This is a genomic window from Ignavibacteriales bacterium, from assembly GCA_016709155.1.
GTDB lineage: Bacteria > Bacteroidota > Ignavibacteria > Ignavibacteriales > Ignavibacteriaceae > JADJEI01.
In genome coordinates this window covers 1-18,967 of record JADJEI010000004.1, presented here as the reverse complement: position 1 = coordinate 18,967, position 18,967 = coordinate 1, and the positions used below count along the sequence as shown (strand labels likewise).

At 32.1% G+C, this 18,967-nt stretch carries 28 protein-coding genes and 2 pseudogenes; 25 read left to right on the top strand and 5 right to left on the bottom strand.

All coding sequences use genetic code 11. The annotated features are described in order from the left end of the window. Positions 1 to 38 precede the first annotated feature (38 nt). From IPH11_10285 to IPH11_10255, 7 genes and pseudogenes are all read left to right on the top strand, one after another. Complete coding sequence (locus tag IPH11_10285) at positions 39 to 227, top strand: hypothetical protein (GenBank protein ID MBK6914015.1); 189 nt, start codon at positions 39 to 41, stop codon at positions 225 to 227. 74 nt (positions 228 to 301) lie between these two features. Then, positions 302 to 526: a hypothetical protein gene (locus IPH11_10280; protein ID MBK6914014.1), complete on the top strand. Its 225-nt coding sequence runs from the start codon at positions 302 to 304 to the stop codon at positions 524 to 526. 112 nt (positions 527 to 638) lie between these two features. Next, complete coding sequence (locus tag IPH11_10275) at positions 639 to 767, top strand: hypothetical protein (protein ID MBK6914013.1); 129 nt, start codon at positions 639 to 641, stop codon at positions 765 to 767. Between the two features lie 139 nt (positions 768 to 906). Continuing rightward, a complete protein-coding gene (locus tag IPH11_10270; GenBank protein ID MBK6914012.1) occupies positions 907 to 1,089 on the top strand; it encodes a septum formation initiator family protein in 183 nt (60 codons plus the stop codon). Beyond that, positions 1,082 to 2,150: pseudogene (locus IPH11_10265) on the top strand (replication-associated recombination protein A). Before IPH11_10270 ends, IPH11_10265 begins: the two are co-directional and overlap by 8 nt. Continuing rightward, positions 2,111 to 2,656: a hypothetical protein gene (locus IPH11_10260; protein ID MBK6914011.1), complete on the top strand. Its 546-nt coding sequence runs from the start codon at positions 2,111 to 2,113 to the stop codon at positions 2,654 to 2,656. Before IPH11_10265 ends, IPH11_10260 begins: the two are co-directional and overlap by 40 nt. A gap of 140 nt (positions 2,657 to 2,796) precedes the next feature. Further along, positions 2,797 to 3,039, top strand: coding sequence for a hypothetical protein (locus IPH11_10255; GenBank protein ID MBK6914010.1), 243 nt, complete (start codon positions 2,797 to 2,799; stop codon positions 3,037 to 3,039). A 360-nt stretch (positions 3,040 to 3,399) separates the two neighbouring features. Here the strand turns inward: IPH11_10255 and IPH11_10250 are convergent, their stop codons facing one another. The 4 genes and pseudogenes from IPH11_10250 to IPH11_10235 form a co-directional block, all read right to left on the bottom strand. Beyond that, positions 3,400 to 3,702, bottom strand: coding sequence for a DNA-processing protein DprA (locus IPH11_10250; protein ID MBK6914009.1), 303 nt, complete (start codon positions 3,700 to 3,702; stop codon positions 3,400 to 3,402). 270 nt (positions 3,703 to 3,972) lie between these two features. Further along, a complete protein-coding gene (locus IPH11_10245; GenBank protein MBK6914008.1) occupies positions 3,973 to 4,149 on the bottom strand; it encodes a hypothetical protein in 177 nt (58 codons plus the stop codon). 121 nt (positions 4,150 to 4,270) lie between these two features. Further along, complete coding sequence (locus IPH11_10240; GenBank protein ID MBK6914007.1) at positions 4,271 to 4,426, bottom strand: hypothetical protein; 156 nt, start codon at positions 4,424 to 4,426, stop codon at positions 4,271 to 4,273. 238 nt (positions 4,427 to 4,664) lie between these two features. Then, positions 4,665 to 4,908, bottom strand: a pseudogene (locus tag IPH11_10235) (hypothetical protein). Positions 4,909 to 5,663: 755 nt separating this feature from the next. On the opposite strand from IPH11_10235, the gene IPH11_10230 reads away from it, so the two are divergent. From IPH11_10230 to IPH11_10215, 4 genes are all read left to right on the top strand, one after another. Then, positions 5,664 to 6,161 (top strand): hypothetical protein, encoded by a 498-nt coding sequence (locus tag IPH11_10230; protein ID MBK6914006.1) that lies wholly within the window; start codon positions 5,664 to 5,666, stop codon positions 6,159 to 6,161. Positions 6,162 to 6,527: 366 nt separating this feature from the next. Next, entirely contained in the window at positions 6,528 to 7,658 is a 1,131-nt protein-coding gene (locus IPH11_10225) for an O-antigen ligase family protein (protein MBK6914005.1), read from the top strand. A 276-nt stretch (positions 7,659 to 7,934) separates the two neighbouring features. Further along, positions 7,935 to 8,168, top strand: coding sequence for a hypothetical protein (locus tag IPH11_10220; GenBank protein MBK6914004.1), 234 nt, complete (start codon positions 7,935 to 7,937; stop codon positions 8,166 to 8,168). A 387-nt stretch (positions 8,169 to 8,555) separates the two neighbouring features. Then, positions 8,556 to 9,065, top strand: a complete 510-nt coding sequence (locus IPH11_10215; protein MBK6914003.1) for a hypothetical protein — start codon at positions 8,556 to 8,558, stop codon at positions 9,063 to 9,065. 131 nt (positions 9,066 to 9,196) lie between these two features. Here IPH11_10215 and IPH11_10210 read toward each other — a convergent pair whose 3' ends face one another. Beyond that, the gene (locus tag IPH11_10210) at positions 9,197 to 9,346 is read right to left on the bottom strand and encodes a hypothetical protein (GenBank protein ID MBK6914002.1); all 150 of its coding nucleotides are present in this window, start codon (positions 9,344 to 9,346) and stop codon (positions 9,197 to 9,199) included. A 326-nt stretch (positions 9,347 to 9,672) separates the two neighbouring features. Between IPH11_10210 and IPH11_10205 the strand changes: the two genes are divergently transcribed. The 14 genes from IPH11_10205 to IPH11_10140 all read left to right on the top strand — a co-directional run bounded on the left by IPH11_10205 (position 9,673) and on the right by IPH11_10140 (position 18,690). Next, a complete protein-coding gene (locus tag IPH11_10205) occupies positions 9,673 to 10,401 on the top strand; it encodes an FkbM family methyltransferase (GenBank protein ID MBK6914001.1) in 729 nt (242 codons plus the stop codon). 505 nt (positions 10,402 to 10,906) lie between these two features. After that, positions 10,907 to 11,176 carry a glycosyltransferase gene (locus IPH11_10200; protein MBK6914000.1) on the top strand — a complete coding sequence of 90 codons (270 nt, stop codon included), beginning with the start codon at positions 10,907 to 10,909 and terminating at the stop codon, positions 11,174 to 11,176. Continuing rightward, complete coding sequence (locus IPH11_10195) at positions 11,125 to 11,262, top strand: glycosyltransferase family 2 protein (GenBank protein MBK6913999.1); 138 nt, start codon at positions 11,125 to 11,127, stop codon at positions 11,260 to 11,262. Before IPH11_10200 ends, IPH11_10195 begins: the two co-directional genes overlap by 52 nt. 131 nt (positions 11,263 to 11,393) lie before the next feature. Then, positions 11,394 to 11,909 carry a hypothetical protein gene (locus IPH11_10190; GenBank protein MBK6913998.1) on the top strand — a complete coding sequence of 172 codons (516 nt, stop codon included), beginning with the start codon at positions 11,394 to 11,396 and terminating at the stop codon, positions 11,907 to 11,909. 38 nt (positions 11,910 to 11,947) lie between these two features. Continuing rightward, positions 11,948 to 13,225 (top strand): hypothetical protein, encoded by a 1,278-nt coding sequence (locus tag IPH11_10185; protein MBK6913997.1) that lies wholly within the window; start codon positions 11,948 to 11,950, stop codon positions 13,223 to 13,225. Positions 13,226 to 13,231: 6 nt separating this feature from the next. Beyond that, entirely contained in the window at positions 13,232 to 14,080 is an 849-nt protein-coding gene (locus IPH11_10180) for a glycosyltransferase (GenBank protein ID MBK6913996.1), read from the top strand. A gap of 3 nt (positions 14,081 to 14,083) precedes the next feature. Beyond that, positions 14,084 to 15,121: a glycosyltransferase family 2 protein gene (locus tag IPH11_10175; protein ID MBK6913995.1), complete on the top strand. Its 1,038-nt coding sequence runs from the start codon at positions 14,084 to 14,086 to the stop codon at positions 15,119 to 15,121. Positions 15,122 to 15,582: 461 nt separating this feature from the next. After that, positions 15,583 to 15,798 carry a hypothetical protein gene (locus IPH11_10170; GenBank protein MBK6913994.1) on the top strand — a complete coding sequence of 72 codons (216 nt, stop codon included), beginning with the start codon at positions 15,583 to 15,585 and terminating at the stop codon, positions 15,796 to 15,798. Between the two features lie 198 nt (positions 15,799 to 15,996). Next, positions 15,997 to 16,200 (top strand): hypothetical protein, encoded by a 204-nt coding sequence (locus IPH11_10165; GenBank protein ID MBK6913993.1) that lies wholly within the window; start codon positions 15,997 to 15,999, stop codon positions 16,198 to 16,200. Beyond that, positions 16,197 to 16,667, top strand: a complete 471-nt coding sequence (locus tag IPH11_10160) for a glycosyltransferase (protein MBK6913992.1) — start codon at positions 16,197 to 16,199, stop codon at positions 16,665 to 16,667. Before IPH11_10165 ends, IPH11_10160 begins: the two co-directional genes overlap by 4 nt. Positions 16,668 to 17,370: 703 nt before the next feature. After that, positions 17,371 to 17,715, top strand: a complete 345-nt coding sequence (locus IPH11_10155) for a hypothetical protein (protein ID MBK6913991.1) — start codon at positions 17,371 to 17,373, stop codon at positions 17,713 to 17,715. Positions 17,716 to 18,029: 314 nt separating this feature from the next. Continuing rightward, positions 18,030 to 18,203, top strand: a complete 174-nt coding sequence (locus IPH11_10150) for a hypothetical protein (protein ID MBK6913990.1) — start codon at positions 18,030 to 18,032, stop codon at positions 18,201 to 18,203. Positions 18,204 to 18,220: 17 nt separating this feature from the next. Next, entirely contained in the window at positions 18,221 to 18,490 is a 270-nt protein-coding gene (locus tag IPH11_10145; GenBank protein MBK6913989.1) for a sugar transferase, read from the top strand. Then, entirely contained in the window at positions 18,409 to 18,690 is a 282-nt protein-coding gene (locus IPH11_10140) for a sugar transferase (GenBank protein MBK6913988.1), read from the top strand. Before IPH11_10145 ends, IPH11_10140 begins: the two co-directional genes overlap by 82 nt. Positions 18,691 to 18,967: the final 277 nt, after the last annotated feature.

Genomic DNA, 18,967 nt, shown 5'->3' with positions numbered 1-18,967 from the left:
AAACTTTATTGAAACAGTAAACAGTTCTTTGTTTGATGATGTTGAACTTGCATTTTAACATTAAGATGGTAAGTGGGGGAGGATGGTTCAATACAATCATTATTGGAATTACGGGGATAAAGTACATGCGCGGTAAAGCACTTTCAAGCGCTGTAGCAATGGATAAGGCGATGTCAAAATTCTTTTCAAAGAATATGGTGTCGAAACTCCCAAAGGTTTTTGATTGAGCGACCTTCTTATAATATTCAAGTGTTTTTGAAAAGTTGAAGCTGAATTTGGTTTCCTGTTGTTGTAAAACCAAATGATCAGGTTCAACAGTTTGGATTGGCTATCTCTCAAAGAGAAAGTAGGACTTCCTGAATCAATAAAAACCGCATTTGAATATGCGAATAATGTTTTAATCGAAGAGTATATCTCCGGCAGAGAATTAACTGTTGCAATTCTTGAGTGTTGTAGGCACTCCCCCTCTGGAAATAAAACCCAAAAGTGGATTTTACGATTACGAGTCAAATACAAAAAGGGTTAACGGAATGGTAGTGCCAGCAAAAAGTTTCAGAAGAATTACAGCGAAGCTCAAAAGCGCAGGCATTGCTTTAAAGCACTCCGCTGCGAGGGCTATGCACGTGTAGATTTCCCGAATGAACGAACAAAATAAAATATACTGTCTTGAAATAAGCACACTTCCCAGGATAACGGCAACGAGCCTTGTTCCTAAATGGGCGAAGGTGGTAGGAATATCTTTTGAACAGCTTGTAGAAAAAAAATGAAGGCTTGGATTACGATAATGAAAAATATTGACAAGAAGACTAAGTATTATTTTTTTGGTGTTATCATAATCGTAGGTCTGTTCTATCTTCTTTTTAATGATTTTGGTTTCTATCGTTATCAAAAGCTGAAAGCAATGAAATTGATGAATTAAATGCCCGAACTGAAAATCTTCAGCAGGAAAATAAAAAACTTGGAGATCAAATTGATTCAATAAGAAGGAGGCGCTTCAAAATTGAAAAGATAGCCCGCGAAAAATATGATATGATTCGCCCCGGTGAAACTAAAATTGAAGTGATTGAAAATAAACATTTTAATGAATAAAATAGAAATCCCTCAAACTCCGCTTGCCGAAAGAGGGGTTCGCCCAAAATCATAGAAGATTTTATAGGGGCAGAAAGAAATTTTAGGGGTGGGGAAGCCTATTCGATTGATGATAGAGAATGATACTCTTGGTTCGTTCATCTTTGGGTCCTCCGGGTTCGGGGAAAAAACTATTGGTGCAACAACCGAAAACCCATCCTTCGAAGTTATTCCTGCTTTACGTTCACGTGCAAGGGTCTTTGTCCTAAATGATTTGAGCAAAGAGGAACTCACTCAAATATTAGAAAACGCAGTTAACAAAGATGAGTTTCTTTCCCAATTTAAAATTGAAGAGATGGACACTGAATTTTTAATATATCTTTCCGGCGGCGATGCAAGATCAATGCTTACTATTCTGGAGGCTGCATTCATTCAGGAAATGAATTCTGATCAAATTAAAATTTCCAAAGAAGTATTGGAAAATGTAGTTCAGAAAAAAAATATATTTTATGATAAATCCGGCGAAGAACATTACAATATTATTTCAGCGTTCATAAAAAGTATCAGAGGCAGCGATCCCGATGCAGCAATTTATTGGATGGCACGAATGCTTGAGGGTGGGGAAGACCCATTATTCATCGCAAGAAGAATGATTGTACTTGCATCAGAAGATATTGGAAATGCCTCTCCCAATGCTCTTGTTCTTGCAGAAGCGGCTTTCAGTGCAGTTGAAAAATCGGTTTGCCCGAAGCAAGAATAATTTTAGCACAGTGTGTTGACTTAGCTTCATCACCGAAGTAATTCTTCTTATCAAGCGATTGAAGGGGCTTTGGCTGAAGTTCGAAATCGTAATTTATATCCTGTTCCTCTTCATCTGCGGAATGCACCGACAAAGTTGATGAAAGCTCTTTCTTATGGAAAAGATTATAAATATGCTCACAATTATGAAAATCATTTTGTGGAGGAAAATTATTTTCCGAATGAATTAGACGGTAAGCAATTTTATTTTCCAACCGAAACGGGCAGGAGAAAAAATAAAGGAGTGGCTAAAATTTCTCTGGAAGAAAAAGAAAAAGTACTAGAAAAAGTCTATCGTAGATTTAAACGCGAAATTTGCGGCAACTCAACTGATAATAATATTTTAAAAGTTCGCGAGATGGTCTTTCCGGAACGCGCGAAGTGTTTGAATACCTTCAATGCAGTTCGTGCGGCTGTCTTCAGATTCTCAACCCCCCATCTGATTATTCCAAACACTATCACCGCAAATTATTTTACTTACTTACAGAAACATGAAAGCAAATTAAAAGCGCGACTAAATTATTATCGTGACAGAGCAGCAATGGGTGAATCGTCTTTTATAGGAAATATATTGTTGAAGAAGTTTGGGATTCCAACTTATGTTTCAAGACTCAAAAGAGCAAGTGTTGAACTGAAAGATTTTATACTTGATGTCGGTTTGCGGACGGGGATATTGCTTCACAAAATGAAAGAATCCGGTTTCAGAAAACTTACTTGGGATAGATCCTTTTATGGAGCAAACAATTATATATCCCAACGGTTTAAAAATTTTAAAACAAGATTTTTTTAATTTAAAACAGCGAATTCGATTTTATTATGTTTAACCATTCATTTGAACACATCCAAAAGCTCTGAAAATAATGAAGAAAATCACACGCACTTTTAAAAGAAACAAATTTTTATTATTAAGAATTCCTGTGTGTGATTCTTATGCATTCAGACATTATAAAAGCAACTGGGTTCGCTGGATGCGCCAAGGCATTTGTATTTGCATACAAAAAAGTCGATCGAAAATTAGCTTGGCTTCAGGATTTTAAATTAAAACGATCACCTACGATTCGCGAAGCTGGCAGCTTTGGGGAGGAACAGTATTCAAGAAATATTCCTTTAATAGATGATAGATCTTTTTATGTCAATCCAGACAAATCCATTTTCTCGACTAATGAGATTTAAGATTTTGAAAAGCAGACTGTGGAATTAAACAAATCGGGAGAGGGTGATCAGGCAGAATTTTATTTACAGAAAAAAAAATTATAATGCACTGAACATTTTGCCGGGAAGCTGTTTTGCCATCCCCTTAAATTCAAGAGATAGTAAGTGAACGAGACAATCCGATGTTGAAATTTTGTAAGCTCTGCAATTTTATCAATCTGGACAGCACTTTCGGAAATAACGGAAAGAATTTTCTCCTCAAAATATTTAAGTCAACATGTGGTTTAGGAATATTTTTTCCGATGACTGGTTTTCAGTTTCAACTCTAATTCAAATAAGATGTCCTCGCTTGTGCGAATCAACTTTGCCTCTCCCTTTGAATCAGCAAGTTCGTACCTTCAGATTGACGGATCCCAAGATTACTGGTACGGCAAAAACCTCCCGGTTTTGATCAAGAGCAAATCGGGCAGTTTGCATCGCCCCGCCTTCTGCGCCGCTTTCAATTATCACACAACCAAGACTTAATCCCGAAATAATTCTATTTCGTCTGGGAAAATTTTGTGCGTCAGGTTTCGTCTTGAGTATGTATTCAGAGATGATTAATCCTTTCTCAGCTATTTCATCAAATAATTTTTTATTTTCCGGTGGATAGATAACATCTAATCCTGATCCGATAACTGAGATTGTTCTTCCACCATTTTTAAAGCTGCTCTATGAGCGATTAAATCTACTCCCTTGCAAGACCGCTAACAATTGTAATTCCCTGTGCAGCTAATTCAGAAACGATTTTCGGCGAACTTTTCCATAGTTTGTTGGTCCCCGTGTTCCCCAATGGCGATGCAATAATTATCTGATTCTGAATAATTCCCCTTTATAATATAAAAGCAGCGGAGGGTCATAAATTTTTTTTAAGCAAATCCGGATAATCTTCATCCCATACGGTGATAATTCTCATTAATTTTTTTGAAGGAGAGTTAATTCTTTTTCTACTTCAATTTTTATTTCATTTCTATTTCTGGCTGCCTTCTGAATTTTGGATGCAAGGGTGGTACTAATTCCTTCAGCTTCGATAAGAGTAGTATTATTATTTTGGGATAAGATACTCGCAGTTGATTTGAATCTTGCTAACAAGTTACGAATCTTAGCAGGATCGATTCCATCAACGGAAGGAGTGTGTAAAGGTTAGTTAATTCTTCAAAGCTTAATTTACTCAATTGAATAGATTAGATTAGTGAAGCGATTGAGTATTTATTTATTCACTTTTGATTTCCTCTTTCTTCTTTTTAAAGAAAAGAGATAATGGGAAAATAATAACATAAGCTGCTATTAATATTACCGGAGATAAAATCAGAGATGAACTGCTGTCCCATTCTCCGCTGCCCATTACATAATAACCAAGTAAGAGCAAAATAGAGCCGGGCGCAATTAATAGGTAATTTGTTTTTTAAAATAAATATGAAAAGGTGAAACGTTAATTCGTTTTTGAATTTTCTTCTTTATTTGCTTGCCATATTACTCCTTAAAAAATAGATAAAGCCCGCTGTCGGGAAACACCGGGCTCGACTCATAAAATTCAAAGGGTAGGGGAGAACCCTCTGAAAGAGTCATCTAAAATTTCTTGATGAAGTTTATTCATCAAGATTAAATTATTTATTTATTTGATAGACGATTTTTCTTATCGTATCAAATTGCAGGTAAGGATATTCTTCCTTGAAGCTTCAATTGCATCCCCTGCACAAATCTTACTGGCGCGAAGACCTTAAATTTTTTCTGATTTGATAATCACGAACGGATTTTTCATCAATCAATCCGTGAGCTAAGGAGTTCAAAAATATCGTCGCTAATAAGCTCCGATAGAGGATTCTCGATTTTTGCTCTTATTTCTTTCATCGCTTCATTCCTTTCGTTTAAATTATTGCGAATGTCTAAAAGTTAGTATCGAATTTTCCTATTTTGACTCCTTGTTAAATATTGATGTTCCATAAAATTAAAAAACCGACCAGAGAAGTTCCCTAAATCGGCGTAACTTTTGCTACTCTGTTAAATAAATAAAAATTATTTAGGACCAGTAGCAAATGAACTATAAAAAATCTTTTCTTTGTTTATATTTAATGGTTAAAAATAATAAAAATATTTATAAAGTCAAATCAATTATTGCAGGTTTATGCACCATAAACCTTTAAAATTGAAAATTAGCTTATTTATTTAAGTCTGATTTTTTAATTTTTAACATATCAATACGTATCACTATTATTATTTATTAAAGTTTTTAAATTATTAAATAAAAATCATTAAAAAGATGGCTGAAAATTAGGGTATTGAACTATTAGACTATTTAATTTTAGTTTATAGAAATAAAAAATTTTATTTGGTTTCTTTCTTTCTTATTCTTCTATCTGTCTATTCATTAATTTTTTTTCATTCCACCGCAGTATGATTCTACAGCAAAAATTATTGCAGTTGAGAATTCACAAACAAATCCGCTTTCTTCAATTGCCAGCAGTATTTCTAACTTACCTTTTGCTGGTTTTGGTTTGTCTGGTATGAGTTCGATTGAGAGTTACAATCTTTTTTACCACAATAATATTTAGTCGTACAAACCTTGAAAAGTAATTGATAATTTTAAATTACTAAATTATTATGATTTGGAAAGTAAAGAAGAAGCTATTAAAATCTTAGGATCAAGTATTACAACTGAGGTAACAGAAGAAGGAGCTTATCAGATCACTGTTCGTGCCGGCGATGCCAAACTTGCAATGGAGATTGTTGATTTCATAACTAAGGAGGTTAATGAGTCTGTTATCAGATTGAACAGTGCAAAATCACGTGAAAACAGAATATTTCTGGAAGCACGATATTCAGAAATTCAAGAAAAACTGGCTTCTTCCGAGAATACGTTACAGGCATTTCAGGAAAGTAGTAGATTTCTTGAAGTCACAAATCAAACAAAATCTATCATAGAGAACTATTCTAAACTTGAAGCGGAATTAAGTACTAAAGAAACAGAGTACACGATTCTTAAAAATTTATTGGGCAAAGACTCACCCTTAGTTTTAACAGCAGAAACTTCATTAAATGAATATAGGAATGAGTATGAAAAACTTATTTCCTCAGATAAAGATAATTCTATTTTCTTCCGATAAAATCTTTACCTAAAAATGCAAAAACCTACTTAAGATTTCTCAGAGATGTAGAAATTAATACTGCCATGTTGCAGTTTATTATTCCGTTATTAGAGCAGGCAAGATTTGAAGAGATTAAGTCTGTTCCGATTCTTCGCGTTATTGATTCACCCTCATTTCCGGAAAAGAAAAGCTATCCTCCCAGAACTATATTCACATTATTAATTACTGTATTTATTGTTTTCGTTATTTCTATTTTCAGGTTTATTCTAGACCTTCTCAAAAATACAAATAACAATAAGTTAATTATTCTTCGAAATGAGCTATTTAGATTTAACCGTGAGAAATAATTAGCATTCCAAATTGGGAATAGTAAAAAGTTATATCTTGAATTTTTCTAATTTCAAAACTGAATTAGTCGTTATATTATTTTTAATGTTTCCTCTTGTTATTTTATTTGGAGCAATAGGAAGCAATCCAACCAAAATTATTTTTATTTTAAGTATTCCTATCGTTCTATTTTTAACTCTAAGATTCGAATTTCTATACTTATTAATCATAATCCTTCTCTTCATTAAAGAATATCTATTCGGTTTTAGTTGGGTTTCTTACTTGCCAGTGGTGCTTTTATTATCCTTTATCATCACATTTAAAAATATTTCGATCAATGATTTTCGAAGTTCGATAGTTGCTCCACTATTAATCTATTTTATTTTGACTATTCCATCATATATTAATAATCAAGTACCATGGGAGTCTATTAAGGAAACATTTAACTTATTTATCTTTTTCATTCTCGTTTTACTCACAATTGCAGCACACAGTGATCAGGTTCAATTCAAAAAGTATCTTGTCTTTTACCTTGGAATGGTTCTAATCAACGGAGTTTTTTTGATCTTAAACGGGGTCATTTCAGGTTCACGAGAATTCGGATTTGCGGGAGTGATGTATGTAGATTATGTTGGAATCGGTATCATATTATCAATTATTATTTTATTATTCGCATCATCCCAGAATAAAATTTTTTATACTCTGCTGACTCTGATTTTGATAGTCGCGTCTTTATTCACTCAAACTAGGAATGCTTTCATCTCGATCATATTAACCTTTACTCTGCTTCTTCTATACCTAATAAAAAAATCGGATTATTTTAACCTTAATAAAAGATATTTGATAATAATTTTATTGTCTTCGATCTTTTTAGTTGGAGGTATTTACATATCTTTAAAAACAATCAATCCTGAAATATCTCAAAGGACGGAGGAGCTAGCACAATCCAACCAGCAAATACTTGATGAAGAAGGTGCGGCAACTAGCTCAATTATTTCAAGAATTTTTATTTGGTCAACTGCGGTCAATGCTTTCTCACACAATCCAATTTTTGGAGTGGGAATTTATGCATTTCCTTACATTAGTGAAAAATATAATAAACTTCCTCAATTCATATTTGAAGAATATGTGGAAGGAAGGTATCCCCATATTGCATTTCTTGCTGTCTTAACAGAACCGGAATTGTAGGATTGATCGGGTTCATAATCCTACTTTTCTATATAATCAGGTTATCTTTTGAGTCGATGAGTTATTCTTCTAACAGGAACGAGAAAATTACAACCTTGCTATTAAATTGGGCGCAAGTATATATTGTTATTTCAATGTTCATGACCGACGCTTGGTTATGGGATCACGGAATAATTTTGTGGGGGATAGTTTTAGGTTTGAATATTTCTAATAGGAAATTGTTAAAATCTAAAATGTCTTAAATCTACCATCTCGAATGAGGTTTACAATTTTCCCATGAATAAAAACAAAAGAAATTCTCTCTGGCTTGCCTTACAATACTTAATAGGGCTGATAATTTCTTTAATTACACTTAAATTAAATCTGTCCCAATATGGTGAGCAAATTTTCGGAGGATGGATTTTATTAAGTTCTTTGTGGGGATTTGGGAAAGTGATTGATCTTGGTTATGGGACAGCATTAATAAAATATATTGCTGAATTTAAGAATGATCCTGACAAAAAAGATTAATAGTGTAATTGCAACTTCATTTTTATTGTTTATTGTTTTTGGATTTTTAATATTTATTATAATCGTTTTGGTGGCTGAATATTTCTATCTCAACGATGAAAAACTGATTCGTCCTGATTTTCGAGATAATGCTAATACTTTTTTCCTGATTTTAGGAGCAGGATTTTATTTCCGTTACATTAGTACTTTCTTCAGGTCAATTTTTGAAGGGTATAGTGAATTTGTCTTTACTAGTAAACTAAGTATAATTCTCAGTCTATCCATTTTCATTTCAGTTGTTATAGTATATCTGCTTAAATTAAGCTTAATTTATTTATCCCTATTATACTCACTTTCATCTCTGTTGATTTTTTTATTTTAGTATTTAAATTTAATAAGTTCAAATCGTTGAAAACTTTGTCATTTGATAATTTCAGTTTTGGTCTTGCGAAACAAATGACTTCGTTTAGTATCGGAATTCAAGGTGCATCTATTTTTGGAAATATGATAGACCCGATAATTAAATATTCACTTGGCCACTTTTACAGTATAAATTCTATTTCATATTATGAAATAGCACAACGATTTTCTACCGGTGTAACGGGATTATTCAATACAACATTCCGCACCGTACTTCCGAAAGCCAGTGCATTAAAAACTAAGGAAGAAGTAAATCTATTCTTAAACATCGAGGGCTCGAAGCTTTCCAAATTAGGTATTACTTATGCAGGATTAATGTATGGAGTAATGAGCATCGGATTTACATTGTTCATTAAATTATGGTTTGGGTTTGATGAAGCGGTAATTTTTTTCCTAATACTTTCTTTGTCTGAATCAATTAACAAATTCGGATTTTCAATTTATAATTTTTTATGGGGACGGAAGAGTTTACTTCCTAGCCATGATTCAGTTGATTAATCTCATAATCGTTGTATTCGGATTATTTTAGGATTTTTAATATTTAAAAACAATATGGGGTTGCTTGGGTATTTTGTAACTACGATGATTGTAAATGTCTTAATGTTGATCAAACTTAAAGCCGAGACAGGTTATTCTATTACAAAATTCCTGATGGAGGCTGAAGTGATAAAGTTGTTGTTGCTCGTGTTTTCTCTACTAACTGCTGTGTGTACTATTAATTTCGCCAATGTTGATTTTGTCATACCTGTAACATTATTAAGTTTATGCAATATTATCATTTTCTATTCCAATATTCGAAAATATAGTTTGAAATTATTTTCACTGTTAACTGTGGGCATTCGCTAATGAATTACTAATTCATAGTTCCCATATTAGTAGCGATAATAATAAACATAATGCGACACTTATATAAGATAACGTTCAATCATTCTGGTGATTAAGAAGAACCACCCTTTTTTATTAGGTATTTTATTGCTTCTAACATCTTTAAATATTATAAAAATAATTTCAATGCAAATATGTCTCTTCTTTTTCTAAGTGGTTTATCGGGAGTAATTCCTTTTAATGATATCTTCACAATAATCGTAGGGAGCAACTATATAAAATGATCATTCCAATTTTAAAAAGAAAACTTAGTGATTTTCTTAGATACAGAGGCTATCAAATTTCCAAAATTCATACACTGGAAAATAATATTATAGCCGGTAAATTCATCTGGTTACAGAAAATGGGAATAAAGACTGTGCTGGACGTTGGGGCAAATGTGGGTAATTTTACTAAAATGATTTCTAAAATTTTGGGTAATGTTAATATTTATGCATTTGAACCATTGGGCGATTGCTATAAAAATCTAATCGAAAATACCAAGCATATCGAAAATATTAAATGTTTCAATAGTGCTTTAGGAAACAGCACAGCTACAAGTTTTATTTATCATAATGAATTTTCTCCTAGTTCTTCCTTATTAAGAATGGAAGAATTGCATAAAAATATATTTCCCCATACAAAAAATGAAATTACTGAAAAAATTGAAGTCAGAGAATTGGATAGTTTTGAAAATGAGATCAATTGGACTAGGAAAATATTATTAAAAATTGATGTGCAAGGATTCGAGTTAAATGTGTTGAAAGGAGCTATAATTTCTTTAAAAAAAATTGATGTCATTATCCTAGAAATTTCTTTTGTAAAGTTTTATGAAAATCAAACAAATTTTGACGAGATTTATAGATTTCTTAGTGAAATGAATTTTAACTTTCAAGGTAACTTTGATCAGGTTAAAGATCCTAAGACCGGTAAAATTTTATATGTCGATGCCATATTTATTAAAGATTAACATATACTTAATTGTATGATTTGCATGTCATTTTTTCTGTTATTTCCATTTTCATTTCAAAATAATCAATTACATTATTATTCTCCTTAAGCACAATAAAGCAGATAAAAATTGTTATTTTAGAATAATGGAAGGAATAAAAATCTTTACTCACGGGACAAAATTTATTTTTTAAGATGCGTAATACAATTAATATTCATTTTAAAATTAATATTACATAAGCTGCTGTTAAATAAATAGTCAGGAATTAAATAATGTTCATGTTCGCATCTCTCCGAATAGCCAACATAAATGGGTAGTCTACACACTATAAATACTTAAATGCAAGTTTGCTAATTTAATTTATACAGTATAACTTTTTTAGAATGCTCAAATGTCAGAATTAACGAATGTTCTTGGTGAATGGAAAATAGTTCTTAAAAAAGGAAGGGTAGAAAGAATTGAAAATCTGAGTTTGGCGACTATTAAAAAAATACGATTACTAAGAATGTGTTATTAACCCGAAATGATAAAGAATCCTTATATCTCAATAATAGTCTCTACTTATAATTCTGAAAAGTTTATTGAAAGAAAATTATTAGACTTGTTACAGCAGAGTATTATTGATAAAATTGAAATTATTGTTGTAAACAGCGGCTCCAAGCAAAATGAGGAAAGCATCATACTGAACTACTGCAAATTATATAACAACATACACTACATTACAACAGAAAAAGAGAGACAATTTACAAAGCCTGGAACAGAGCAATTAGAATTGCAAAAGGTAAGTATATAACAAATGCGAATACTGATGATTTGCTTAGAAGAGATGCTTTGGAAATCTTAGCAGAAAATTTGAAAGTCATAACAGTGTTGGCTTAGTTTATGCCGATCAATTTATAACTTCTGATCCTGATGCATCGTTTAGAGATGTTAAATCCTTAAAAACTTATTACAAATTAGATTTTTCTCCAACCAGATTACTTTGGAGAAATATTGTAGGATCTCAACCAATGTGGAGAGCATCAATACATTTTAATGATAACATTTGGTTTGATGAAAATTATGAAGTATCGGGTGATAGTGAGTTTGAATTTAGAGACTCTCAAAAATATAAACTGCGTAGAATTCCGCAAATACTGGGTATCTATTATAGATCCGCATCCAATGAGAATAAAGAATTTCAGGATACAGAACTTTCTCGTTCCGAAAGTTTATTAGTAAAAGAAAAAAACGCCAGGAAATTTTTGGAGGAATTGAATAGAAATACTTTTGGCAGGTTGAAATTGAAAATTTTATTAAATATGATTATACCAAGAGTTGTATATTCTGCATTAAGATTAATAATTAAGAAGTATTTTCCTACCAAACAAATTCCCCCTAAAATATTTTGGTATTGGTTTGCTTCATTATATTTTGAGTCCAGAGGTAATTTGCAAAAGGCAAAGAAATATTGTGAAACCTACGCTTACGCAAATGACTATTTGATAAAAAGACAGTTAGAAAGATTGAATAATCTTGAAGTTTAGGTTAAAGACATTTCAATTTATAAACTAGAAATATTCTAATGTATTCAGATATCAAACCTAAGATAATTTTTATTGCTCCATATTGGGGAAAAAATGACCATGTTGGTCGATATCGAGTCGAGAGGATGTCAAGATGCTTGAGTACGGAAAATAGTTCTGTAACGATTATTTGGTCAGGTTGGGAAGATAGATTCGTTAAAGGGGGAAAATGGAATGAACTGGAAATTCGCGATCCACTAAGAAGTTTTACAAAAAATCAAACTGCTCCTATCACTCAGCCTAGCAAGGTGGTTGAAAAGAGATTCAGCTTAAGAAATTTTATTAAAAAAATAGTTTATTATTTTGATAATGACTTTGTCTGGTCTTTTTGGTTAACAAAAAAAACGATGGTCAAAAACGTTTGTAAGAATGCTGACATTATTATTTCGTCAAGTCCACCTGAATCTATTCATTTAGCTTCTTATTTACTGGCAAAAAAATTTAATTTAAAATTGGTAATTGATATGCGAGATGGATGGATTGATGAGCCATTGAAGCTTGCATTAAGGACTTCAGGGTTTAAAAAAAATATCGAAGAAAAATTTGAAAGCATAACACTTCGGTCTGCATTTAAGATTTTTGTAACATCGGATGAGTGGAAAAAGCAATTGATCAATAGATATAAAACCTGTGCTCCTAAAATTAGCGTGATTACAAATGCATATCCGACTTACTCATTTAAATTAAATAGTAATAAACCTGCCCGCAGTAGAAAAACGTTACTGTATGCCGGGAGATTCAGAGCTTCCAGAAATGTAAATTCGATCGAATCTCTTTTAGATCCTTTGATAAAATCCTCAATTAAAAATGAAAATTGCCTTGAAATAAAAATATTCGGTGTACTTACTAATGATGATTTTTCTGCTTTGAAAAGAAGAGATGAAGCTCTTCGGAGAGCTAATATCAATGTGTATGTTAAAGAACCAGTGACTAGAACATTATTGTTTGAAGAAATTGATAATTCAGATGGACTACTACTACTTGCTGTATCAAAAGCGGCAATACCGGCAAAAGCATTTGAATATATTCCTTCCGGTAAACCAATCCTTGCAATTACTCCACGCGAGAGTGCTGTGTGGAATCTCTGTCTTAATCTTCCTCAGGTATTTCTAGTAGAATTTCCAGGTTATGATTACAGCTCGCAAGTGAACGCATTCCTTGATTTCATAAACCTCGAATCTAAACCCTTCATTATTCCTCCTGATTATTCCGAGCTAAATATTGGGAAACGGTTTATTGATGAACTAGAAATAAAAAATGGTAATAATAAGGATTAAATTTAGATGTTAATCGCTGCAGCAATTATCTTATTTAATCCGGATGAAAGCTTCTTTAAAAATTTAGAGGCAATGGAGAAACAAGTTTCAAAAATTTACTTGTTTGATAATTCCGATAATATAGCCAATGATTTTATTACTGATCTGATCAATAAATCCAACATTAAATATTTAAGTAAAGGAACCAATCTCGGAGTAGGTGAAGCGTTGAATATTTGTGCTCACTATGCAATAGAAGAAGGTTACGATTTTCTTTTAACAATGGATCAGGACAGCTTTCCAACAGAGGGAATGGTAAATCAAATGCTGAAAAATTTTAATGATGAGGAATTAAAATTAATCGGCATTATTGCTCCATATTTTGTAAATAGATTTGAAACTGAAAAATACACTAACGAAGATTTTGCCGAGTCATTATTTCAAAAGACATCAGGAAATCTTTTAAATCTTCAGATATTTCAAAACGCTGGTGATTTCAGAGCTGATTTTTTTATTGATTATGTTGATATCGAATATGGTTTCAGGTTGAACAAGCTGGGATATAAAGTAATGAAAGTTGATGACGCCAGGCTTATTCATAACGAAGGAAACCTTGAGAGAAGAAAATTGTTTGGAAGAACATTTTACTTTTTTAATCATGCACCGGTAAGGTGGTATTATAAAATCCGCAATTTGCTTTACCTGCGCGACGAATTTAAAAAAGATTATCCTGAATTTTTTATGAAAGAATACTCGAACTATTTTAAACATTTGATTAAAATACTTTTTTATGAGGACAATAAAATTCAAAAAATTAAATATGCCTTGCGGGGTTATCGAGCATATCAAAGACTAGAAAAAGGGATTATTAAATAATTTATGGATAGGCATTTACATAAAGGTGTAGACGTTTCTGTAATAATTGTGAATCACAACAACTTTAAACTTCTAGAGAAGTGTCTTTCGACATTATTTGAATTTACTAAAGATGTATCATTCGAATTAATTATTGTGGATAATAATTCGACAGCTGGAGACATTGGAACGGTTTTGAGCCAGTTCGAGAAAACTATTTTGATTCGAAATGAATTGAATAGAGGATTCGGGGCCGCAAATAATCAGGCTTTAGCAATATCGAGAGGTAAATATATTTTATTTTTAAATAATGACACTGTTTTTTTTGAAAATTCAATCAGGAAGGTATTAAACTTCGCTGAGGAAAAGGATGACCATATAGCTGTTGGATGTAAGTTATTAAATCCAGATGGTTCAATTCAGTTTTCAGTTTACGATTTTCCGACATTAAACAATGTGGTTACTTCTAATTCGTTCTTATACTTGTTATTTCCCAAATCACGTTTTTTTAATAAGTATTACCAGATGAATAGAGGTTTAAACCAAACTACTGAAGTTGAAGTAGTAATAGGTGCCTTTTTGTTTGCAGCACGTTCAGAATTAATAAATATTGGTGGTTTTGATGAAAGATTTACATTCTATAATGAGGAGACTGACCTATGTTATAGATATCGAAAAAGAGGAGGAAATATTTACTATCTGCCCGATACAGCTATCATTCATTTGAAAGGTGGGACCGCAAATAACAATTTATTTAGGAGATATAGAAACGAATCGGTTGCAACAATCAAATATTATCAGAAACATTTTAAAGGCGTGAAATTTTCCTTAGCTGTATTTGCACATTATTTGGGAATGTTAATCCGTATTCCCATATTTTTTTTATTTGCCTTGGTACGGCTGGATAAAAGAATACTTATTCGCGCTATGAGTAATTTAGAAAACCTTTTTTATTATCCATCTAATCAATTTAAAAACGAGATGAATCGGCAGGAGCTTGGAATACTAGAAAAATATCCTGATGCTTTCTCAAACGGTCTTTCCACCGGATATCAGAATTGAAAAGAAATTAAGACTCTATCAGAAAATGGATATGAGATTACAATTATTTGCAATCAATATGATAAAAAAAAATCTCCAGATTTTCCTTATTGCAGAATTGAGAGGGTAAAAGCACTTTTTAGTTCCTATCGTTTTAAATAAAATTTTTAATTTCCCTTTTTTCTTAATCCTAGATATGTTCTTAAGTATTCTCACTGTCATTAGGATTAAGCCGAAAATTATTCATGCTCACGATTTACCGATGGTGCCATTGGCTTTGATGATTAATTTTTTTTCCGGTTGCCTATTATTTATGATATGCACGAAAATTATCCCGAAGCATTGAAATATTTTCAAAAGAAAGGCTTAATAAATTACATATTTAAGAATCATCATCTGAAAAGTATTGGAACACTTGTGTTTGAAATTTGCGGATAGAGTAATAGTAGTAATCGAGGAAGGTCGGGAACGATTAATTAAAAGTGGATATAATCCCGCAAAAAGTATTTGTAGTCTCAAACACTATTGATTATGAAAACTTCATCTCAAATGATACCTCAACAGAAATTCTTGGTTATAGCTTTGACGATAAGCCAGTCATTCTTTATACAGGGACCATCAGTCCAGACAGAGATTTATTGACCGCTATAAATTCGGTCAAGTATTTCCAAAATTTGGAATTGACGCACAAATGTTAATTATTGGTGATGGAGTTTATCGTAACTATTTAATAGATTATACTTAAAAAATAGGTTTAATTAAATCCATAACTTTTATGAAATGGCTGTCATAGTTTAATTCCAAAGTTTATTGAAAAACAAAATATGTATGATACCACAGAAGAATAACGACTTTGATATCACTACTATACCACATAAACTTTTGAGTATATGTATATGGCAAAACCAGTTATTGTCTCAGATGCTATTCCAATAAAAAGAATTGTACAAGAAACAAATTCTGGAGTCTACTTTAAGTCTGGGGATGCTGAAGATCAAAGTAATGCAATGAAAAATATAATTTTAATATTGGCGAAGGATTTGACTCTAAGATGGTTTTATTTCTTCAATAATTGTCTGGTTCAAAATTTATTAAAATGAATATTCTTATTATCATATTTTCTATCTGCATCTTCCTTATTCTGCATACTTACGTTTTATATCCCGTATCAATTAAATTATTAGCTCTCTTTTATCATAAAAATTATAAAACTAATAATGCTTTTAAACCACAAATATCAATATTAATTTCTGCTTACAATGAGGCAATGGTACTTGAGAAAACTATTCTTAATTTATTTGCGTCTGAGTATCCTCCTGATAAATTGGAAATAATAGTTGGCTCGGATAATTCAACAGACGATACAAATGAGATACTAAAAAAAATCGGGGTGATGCACAATAATCTTAATTATGTTTTTTTTGATAAAAGAAGAGGGAAAAAATTTGTACTCAATGATATCGTAAAACTTGCAAAGAATGAGATATTGGTCTTTTGTGACTCCAATACTATTTACAATAAAGATGTTTTAAAAACCTGGTTAAATATTACGCAGACTCCAGAGTAGGCGGCGTTTGTGGGAGGCTTCAAACTTATTGAAGGTTTAGATAATTTCGAAACCGGGAATCAGGAAAAAAAAATATTGGGATTACGAGTCCTGGATAAAAAATGATGAAGGGAAATTAGGCGTTCTTATTGGAGCAAACGGTGGAATTTACAGTATAAAAAGAAATCTCTTCACACCTATGCCTGAAAATGAACCTGTGGTTGATGATTTGTATCTGTCTTTGAAAATTTTAGAGATGGGTAAGGATTTTGTTTATACTACGGAAGCTGAGGCAGTGGAAACACTTTCTCTTAAAGTTAAATCGGAGTTTGATAGAAAGGTTCGCATCATGCCGAGTAATTTAGAGACGCTAAAGTGCGTCAAATCTTTAATTTTTTCTTCAAGGATTTTAGTAAGCTACGGGCTTTGGTCTCACAAAATTATCAGGTGGTTTTCTCCAATATTATTTATTCTTCTTTTCATATTGAATATATTTCTCTTGCAATCCGCATCAATTTTTAAGATTTTACTTTTTATGCAATTATTGTTTTACTTTTCGCGGTGATAGGATTTATACTAAACAAAGTGAACTTGAAGATCACGCTTTTTTCGATGACATATTATTTCCTTATTACAAATGTGGCACTCGTAGTTGGGCTTTATAAATATGTGATAAAGGCTCATAAATCAATTTGGGAGCCTACTCCGAGATCATAAAATGATGATGTCCAAATCCTTCGAAAAAATATTGATCCTTCTCATAGATTTTCTTTCCATAAATCTTGCGTGGTATGTCTTTTTTTATTTTCGTGTTCAGTCCGGGTGGTTCGATTTACTTACTATGCCGGAATTTTTCCTGCCGATGTTTGTGGTTTATTTTTACTGGCTTTTGATTTTCACTTTTGTCGGTATGTACCGCACATGGTTTGCTTCTTCAAGATTTGATGAATTGTCCACTCTCTTCAAAGCTTCTTTTGTAGGAATTTTTGTTTTGTTCTTCCTCATTTTTATTGATGATTATTCACACAATGTTGCGAGTTCTTCCAGAATATTAATTTTTATTTATTAGGGATTATTTCTTTCTTCGTCGGAGCTGGCAGACTTTTAATTCGTGCATTTCAAAGAAGATTAATCATTCATGTTTTGGTAGAAAACTACTTTGATAGTTGGTTTTAATGATAGAGCTTTTGAAGTTCATAATCAGATTATTGAACACAAAGCCTTAGGACTTGATGTTGTTGCTTATGCTGTTCTGATGAAAACATTGAAAAGGAGTTTCGGAATATTCCTGTAATCAGGCGACAGCTGATCTTCCTAAATTTATTGATGAGAAAATATTAAAGAAGTGATAATTGCGCTCGATAAAGAAAATCCGATTTACTTGTGGAAGTAATTTCGCTAAGTGAAAATAAAGGGGTGGGTCTGAAAATAGTTCCTGATCTTGAAATCCTTAGCGGGCAGGCGAGAAGTTCTCAGCTTTATGGTATGCCGTTGATAGACATTATGCCGGAGCTAATGCCGGAGTGGGAAAAAGACTTAAGAGGCTTATTGATATAATTGCTTCATTACTGATTTTGATTATAACTTTTCCAATTTGTTTACTTTCTGCTATCGCAATAAAAATAGACAGCGAAGGAAGTATATTTTTTAAGCAGGAAAGAATTGGGCAGAACGGAAAAGTTTTCCGGATTCTGAAATCGTTCGATGAAAAAGATGCCGAAAGAGATACTGGTCTGTCTGGTCACAAAAAGATGATCCACGAATTACAAGTGTTGGCAGATTTATTCGCAAAGTTCGCATTGATGAAATACCACAGATGTTCAATGTTCTCAAAGGTGAAATGAGGCATTGTTGGTCCGCGTCCCGAAAGAGCTTCTTTGTTGAACAATTATCGAAGGAAATTCCTTATTATAAAAGGCGATTAAAAGTTAGACCCGGAATAACAGGCTGGGCGCAGGTTAAGCATAAATATGATGAATCAATTGAAGACGTTAAAATAAAATTAAGGTACGATCTTTTTACATTGAAAACATATAGTCGTTAAAGAATGGATTTGAAAATCCTGCTTAGAACAATTTTGTAGTTTTGTCTGGTAAAGGTCAATAGCAATTATTAATTAAAAAAATATGACTGAAAATAAAACGCTAATAATCGTCCCGACATTTAATGAGCTTGATAATATAACAAAGCTTATTCCGGATTTATTAAGTTTCGCACCGCAAATCCGGATATACTGATAGTTGATGACAATTCACCTGATGGAACGGCAGAGTTCATTCAACAATTAGCAGTAAGTGAAATGATAGGATCCATTTAATCAA

Bases quoted from the DNA above. Each gene is read 5' to 3' on its own strand.
- IPH11_10285 (MBK6914015.1), top strand. From the start codon at position 39: ATGTTGAACTTGCATTTTAACATTAAGATGGTAAGTGGGGGAGGATGG.
- IPH11_10280 (MBK6914014.1), top strand. From the start codon at position 302: ATGATCAGGTTCAACAGTTTGGATTGGCTATCTCTCAAAGAGAAAGTA.
- IPH11_10275 (MBK6914013.1), top strand. From the start codon at position 639: ATGAACGAACAAAATAAAATATACTGTCTTGAAATAAGCACACTTCCC.
- IPH11_10255 (MBK6914010.1), top strand. From the start codon at position 2,797: ATGCATTCAGACATTATAAAAGCAACTGGGTTCGCTGGATGCGCCAAG.
- IPH11_10220 (MBK6914004.1), top strand. From the start codon at position 7,935: ATGAATAAAAACAAAAGAAATTCTCTCTGGCTTGCCTTACAATACTTA.
- IPH11_10210 (MBK6914002.1), bottom strand. From the start codon at position 9,346: ATGATAATATTGCATAAACTTAATAATGTTACAGGTATGACAAAATCA.
- IPH11_10205 (MBK6914001.1), top strand. From the start codon at position 9,673: ATGATCATTCCAATTTTAAAAAGAAAACTTAGTGATTTTCTTAGATAC.
- IPH11_10200 (MBK6914000.1), top strand. From the start codon at position 10,907: ATGATAAAGAATCCTTATATCTCAATAATAGTCTCTACTTATAATTCT.
- IPH11_10190 (MBK6913998.1), top strand. From the start codon at position 11,394: ATGTGGAGAGCATCAATACATTTTAATGATAACATTTGGTTTGATGAA.
- IPH11_10185 (MBK6913997.1), top strand. From the start codon at position 11,948: ATGTATTCAGATATCAAACCTAAGATAATTTTTATTGCTCCATATTGG.
- IPH11_10180 (MBK6913996.1), top strand. From the start codon at position 13,232: ATGTTAATCGCTGCAGCAATTATCTTATTTAATCCGGATGAAAGCTTC.
- IPH11_10175 (MBK6913995.1), top strand. From the start codon at position 14,084: ATGGATAGGCATTTACATAAAGGTGTAGACGTTTCTGTAATAATTGTG.
- IPH11_10165 (MBK6913993.1), top strand. From the start codon at position 15,997: ATGGCAAAACCAGTTATTGTCTCAGATGCTATTCCAATAAAAAGAATT.
- IPH11_10160 (MBK6913992.1), top strand. From the start codon at position 16,197: ATGAATATTCTTATTATCATATTTTCTATCTGCATCTTCCTTATTCTG.
- IPH11_10155 (MBK6913991.1), top strand. From the start codon at position 17,371: ATGTCCAAATCCTTCGAAAAAATATTGATCCTTCTCATAGATTTTCTT.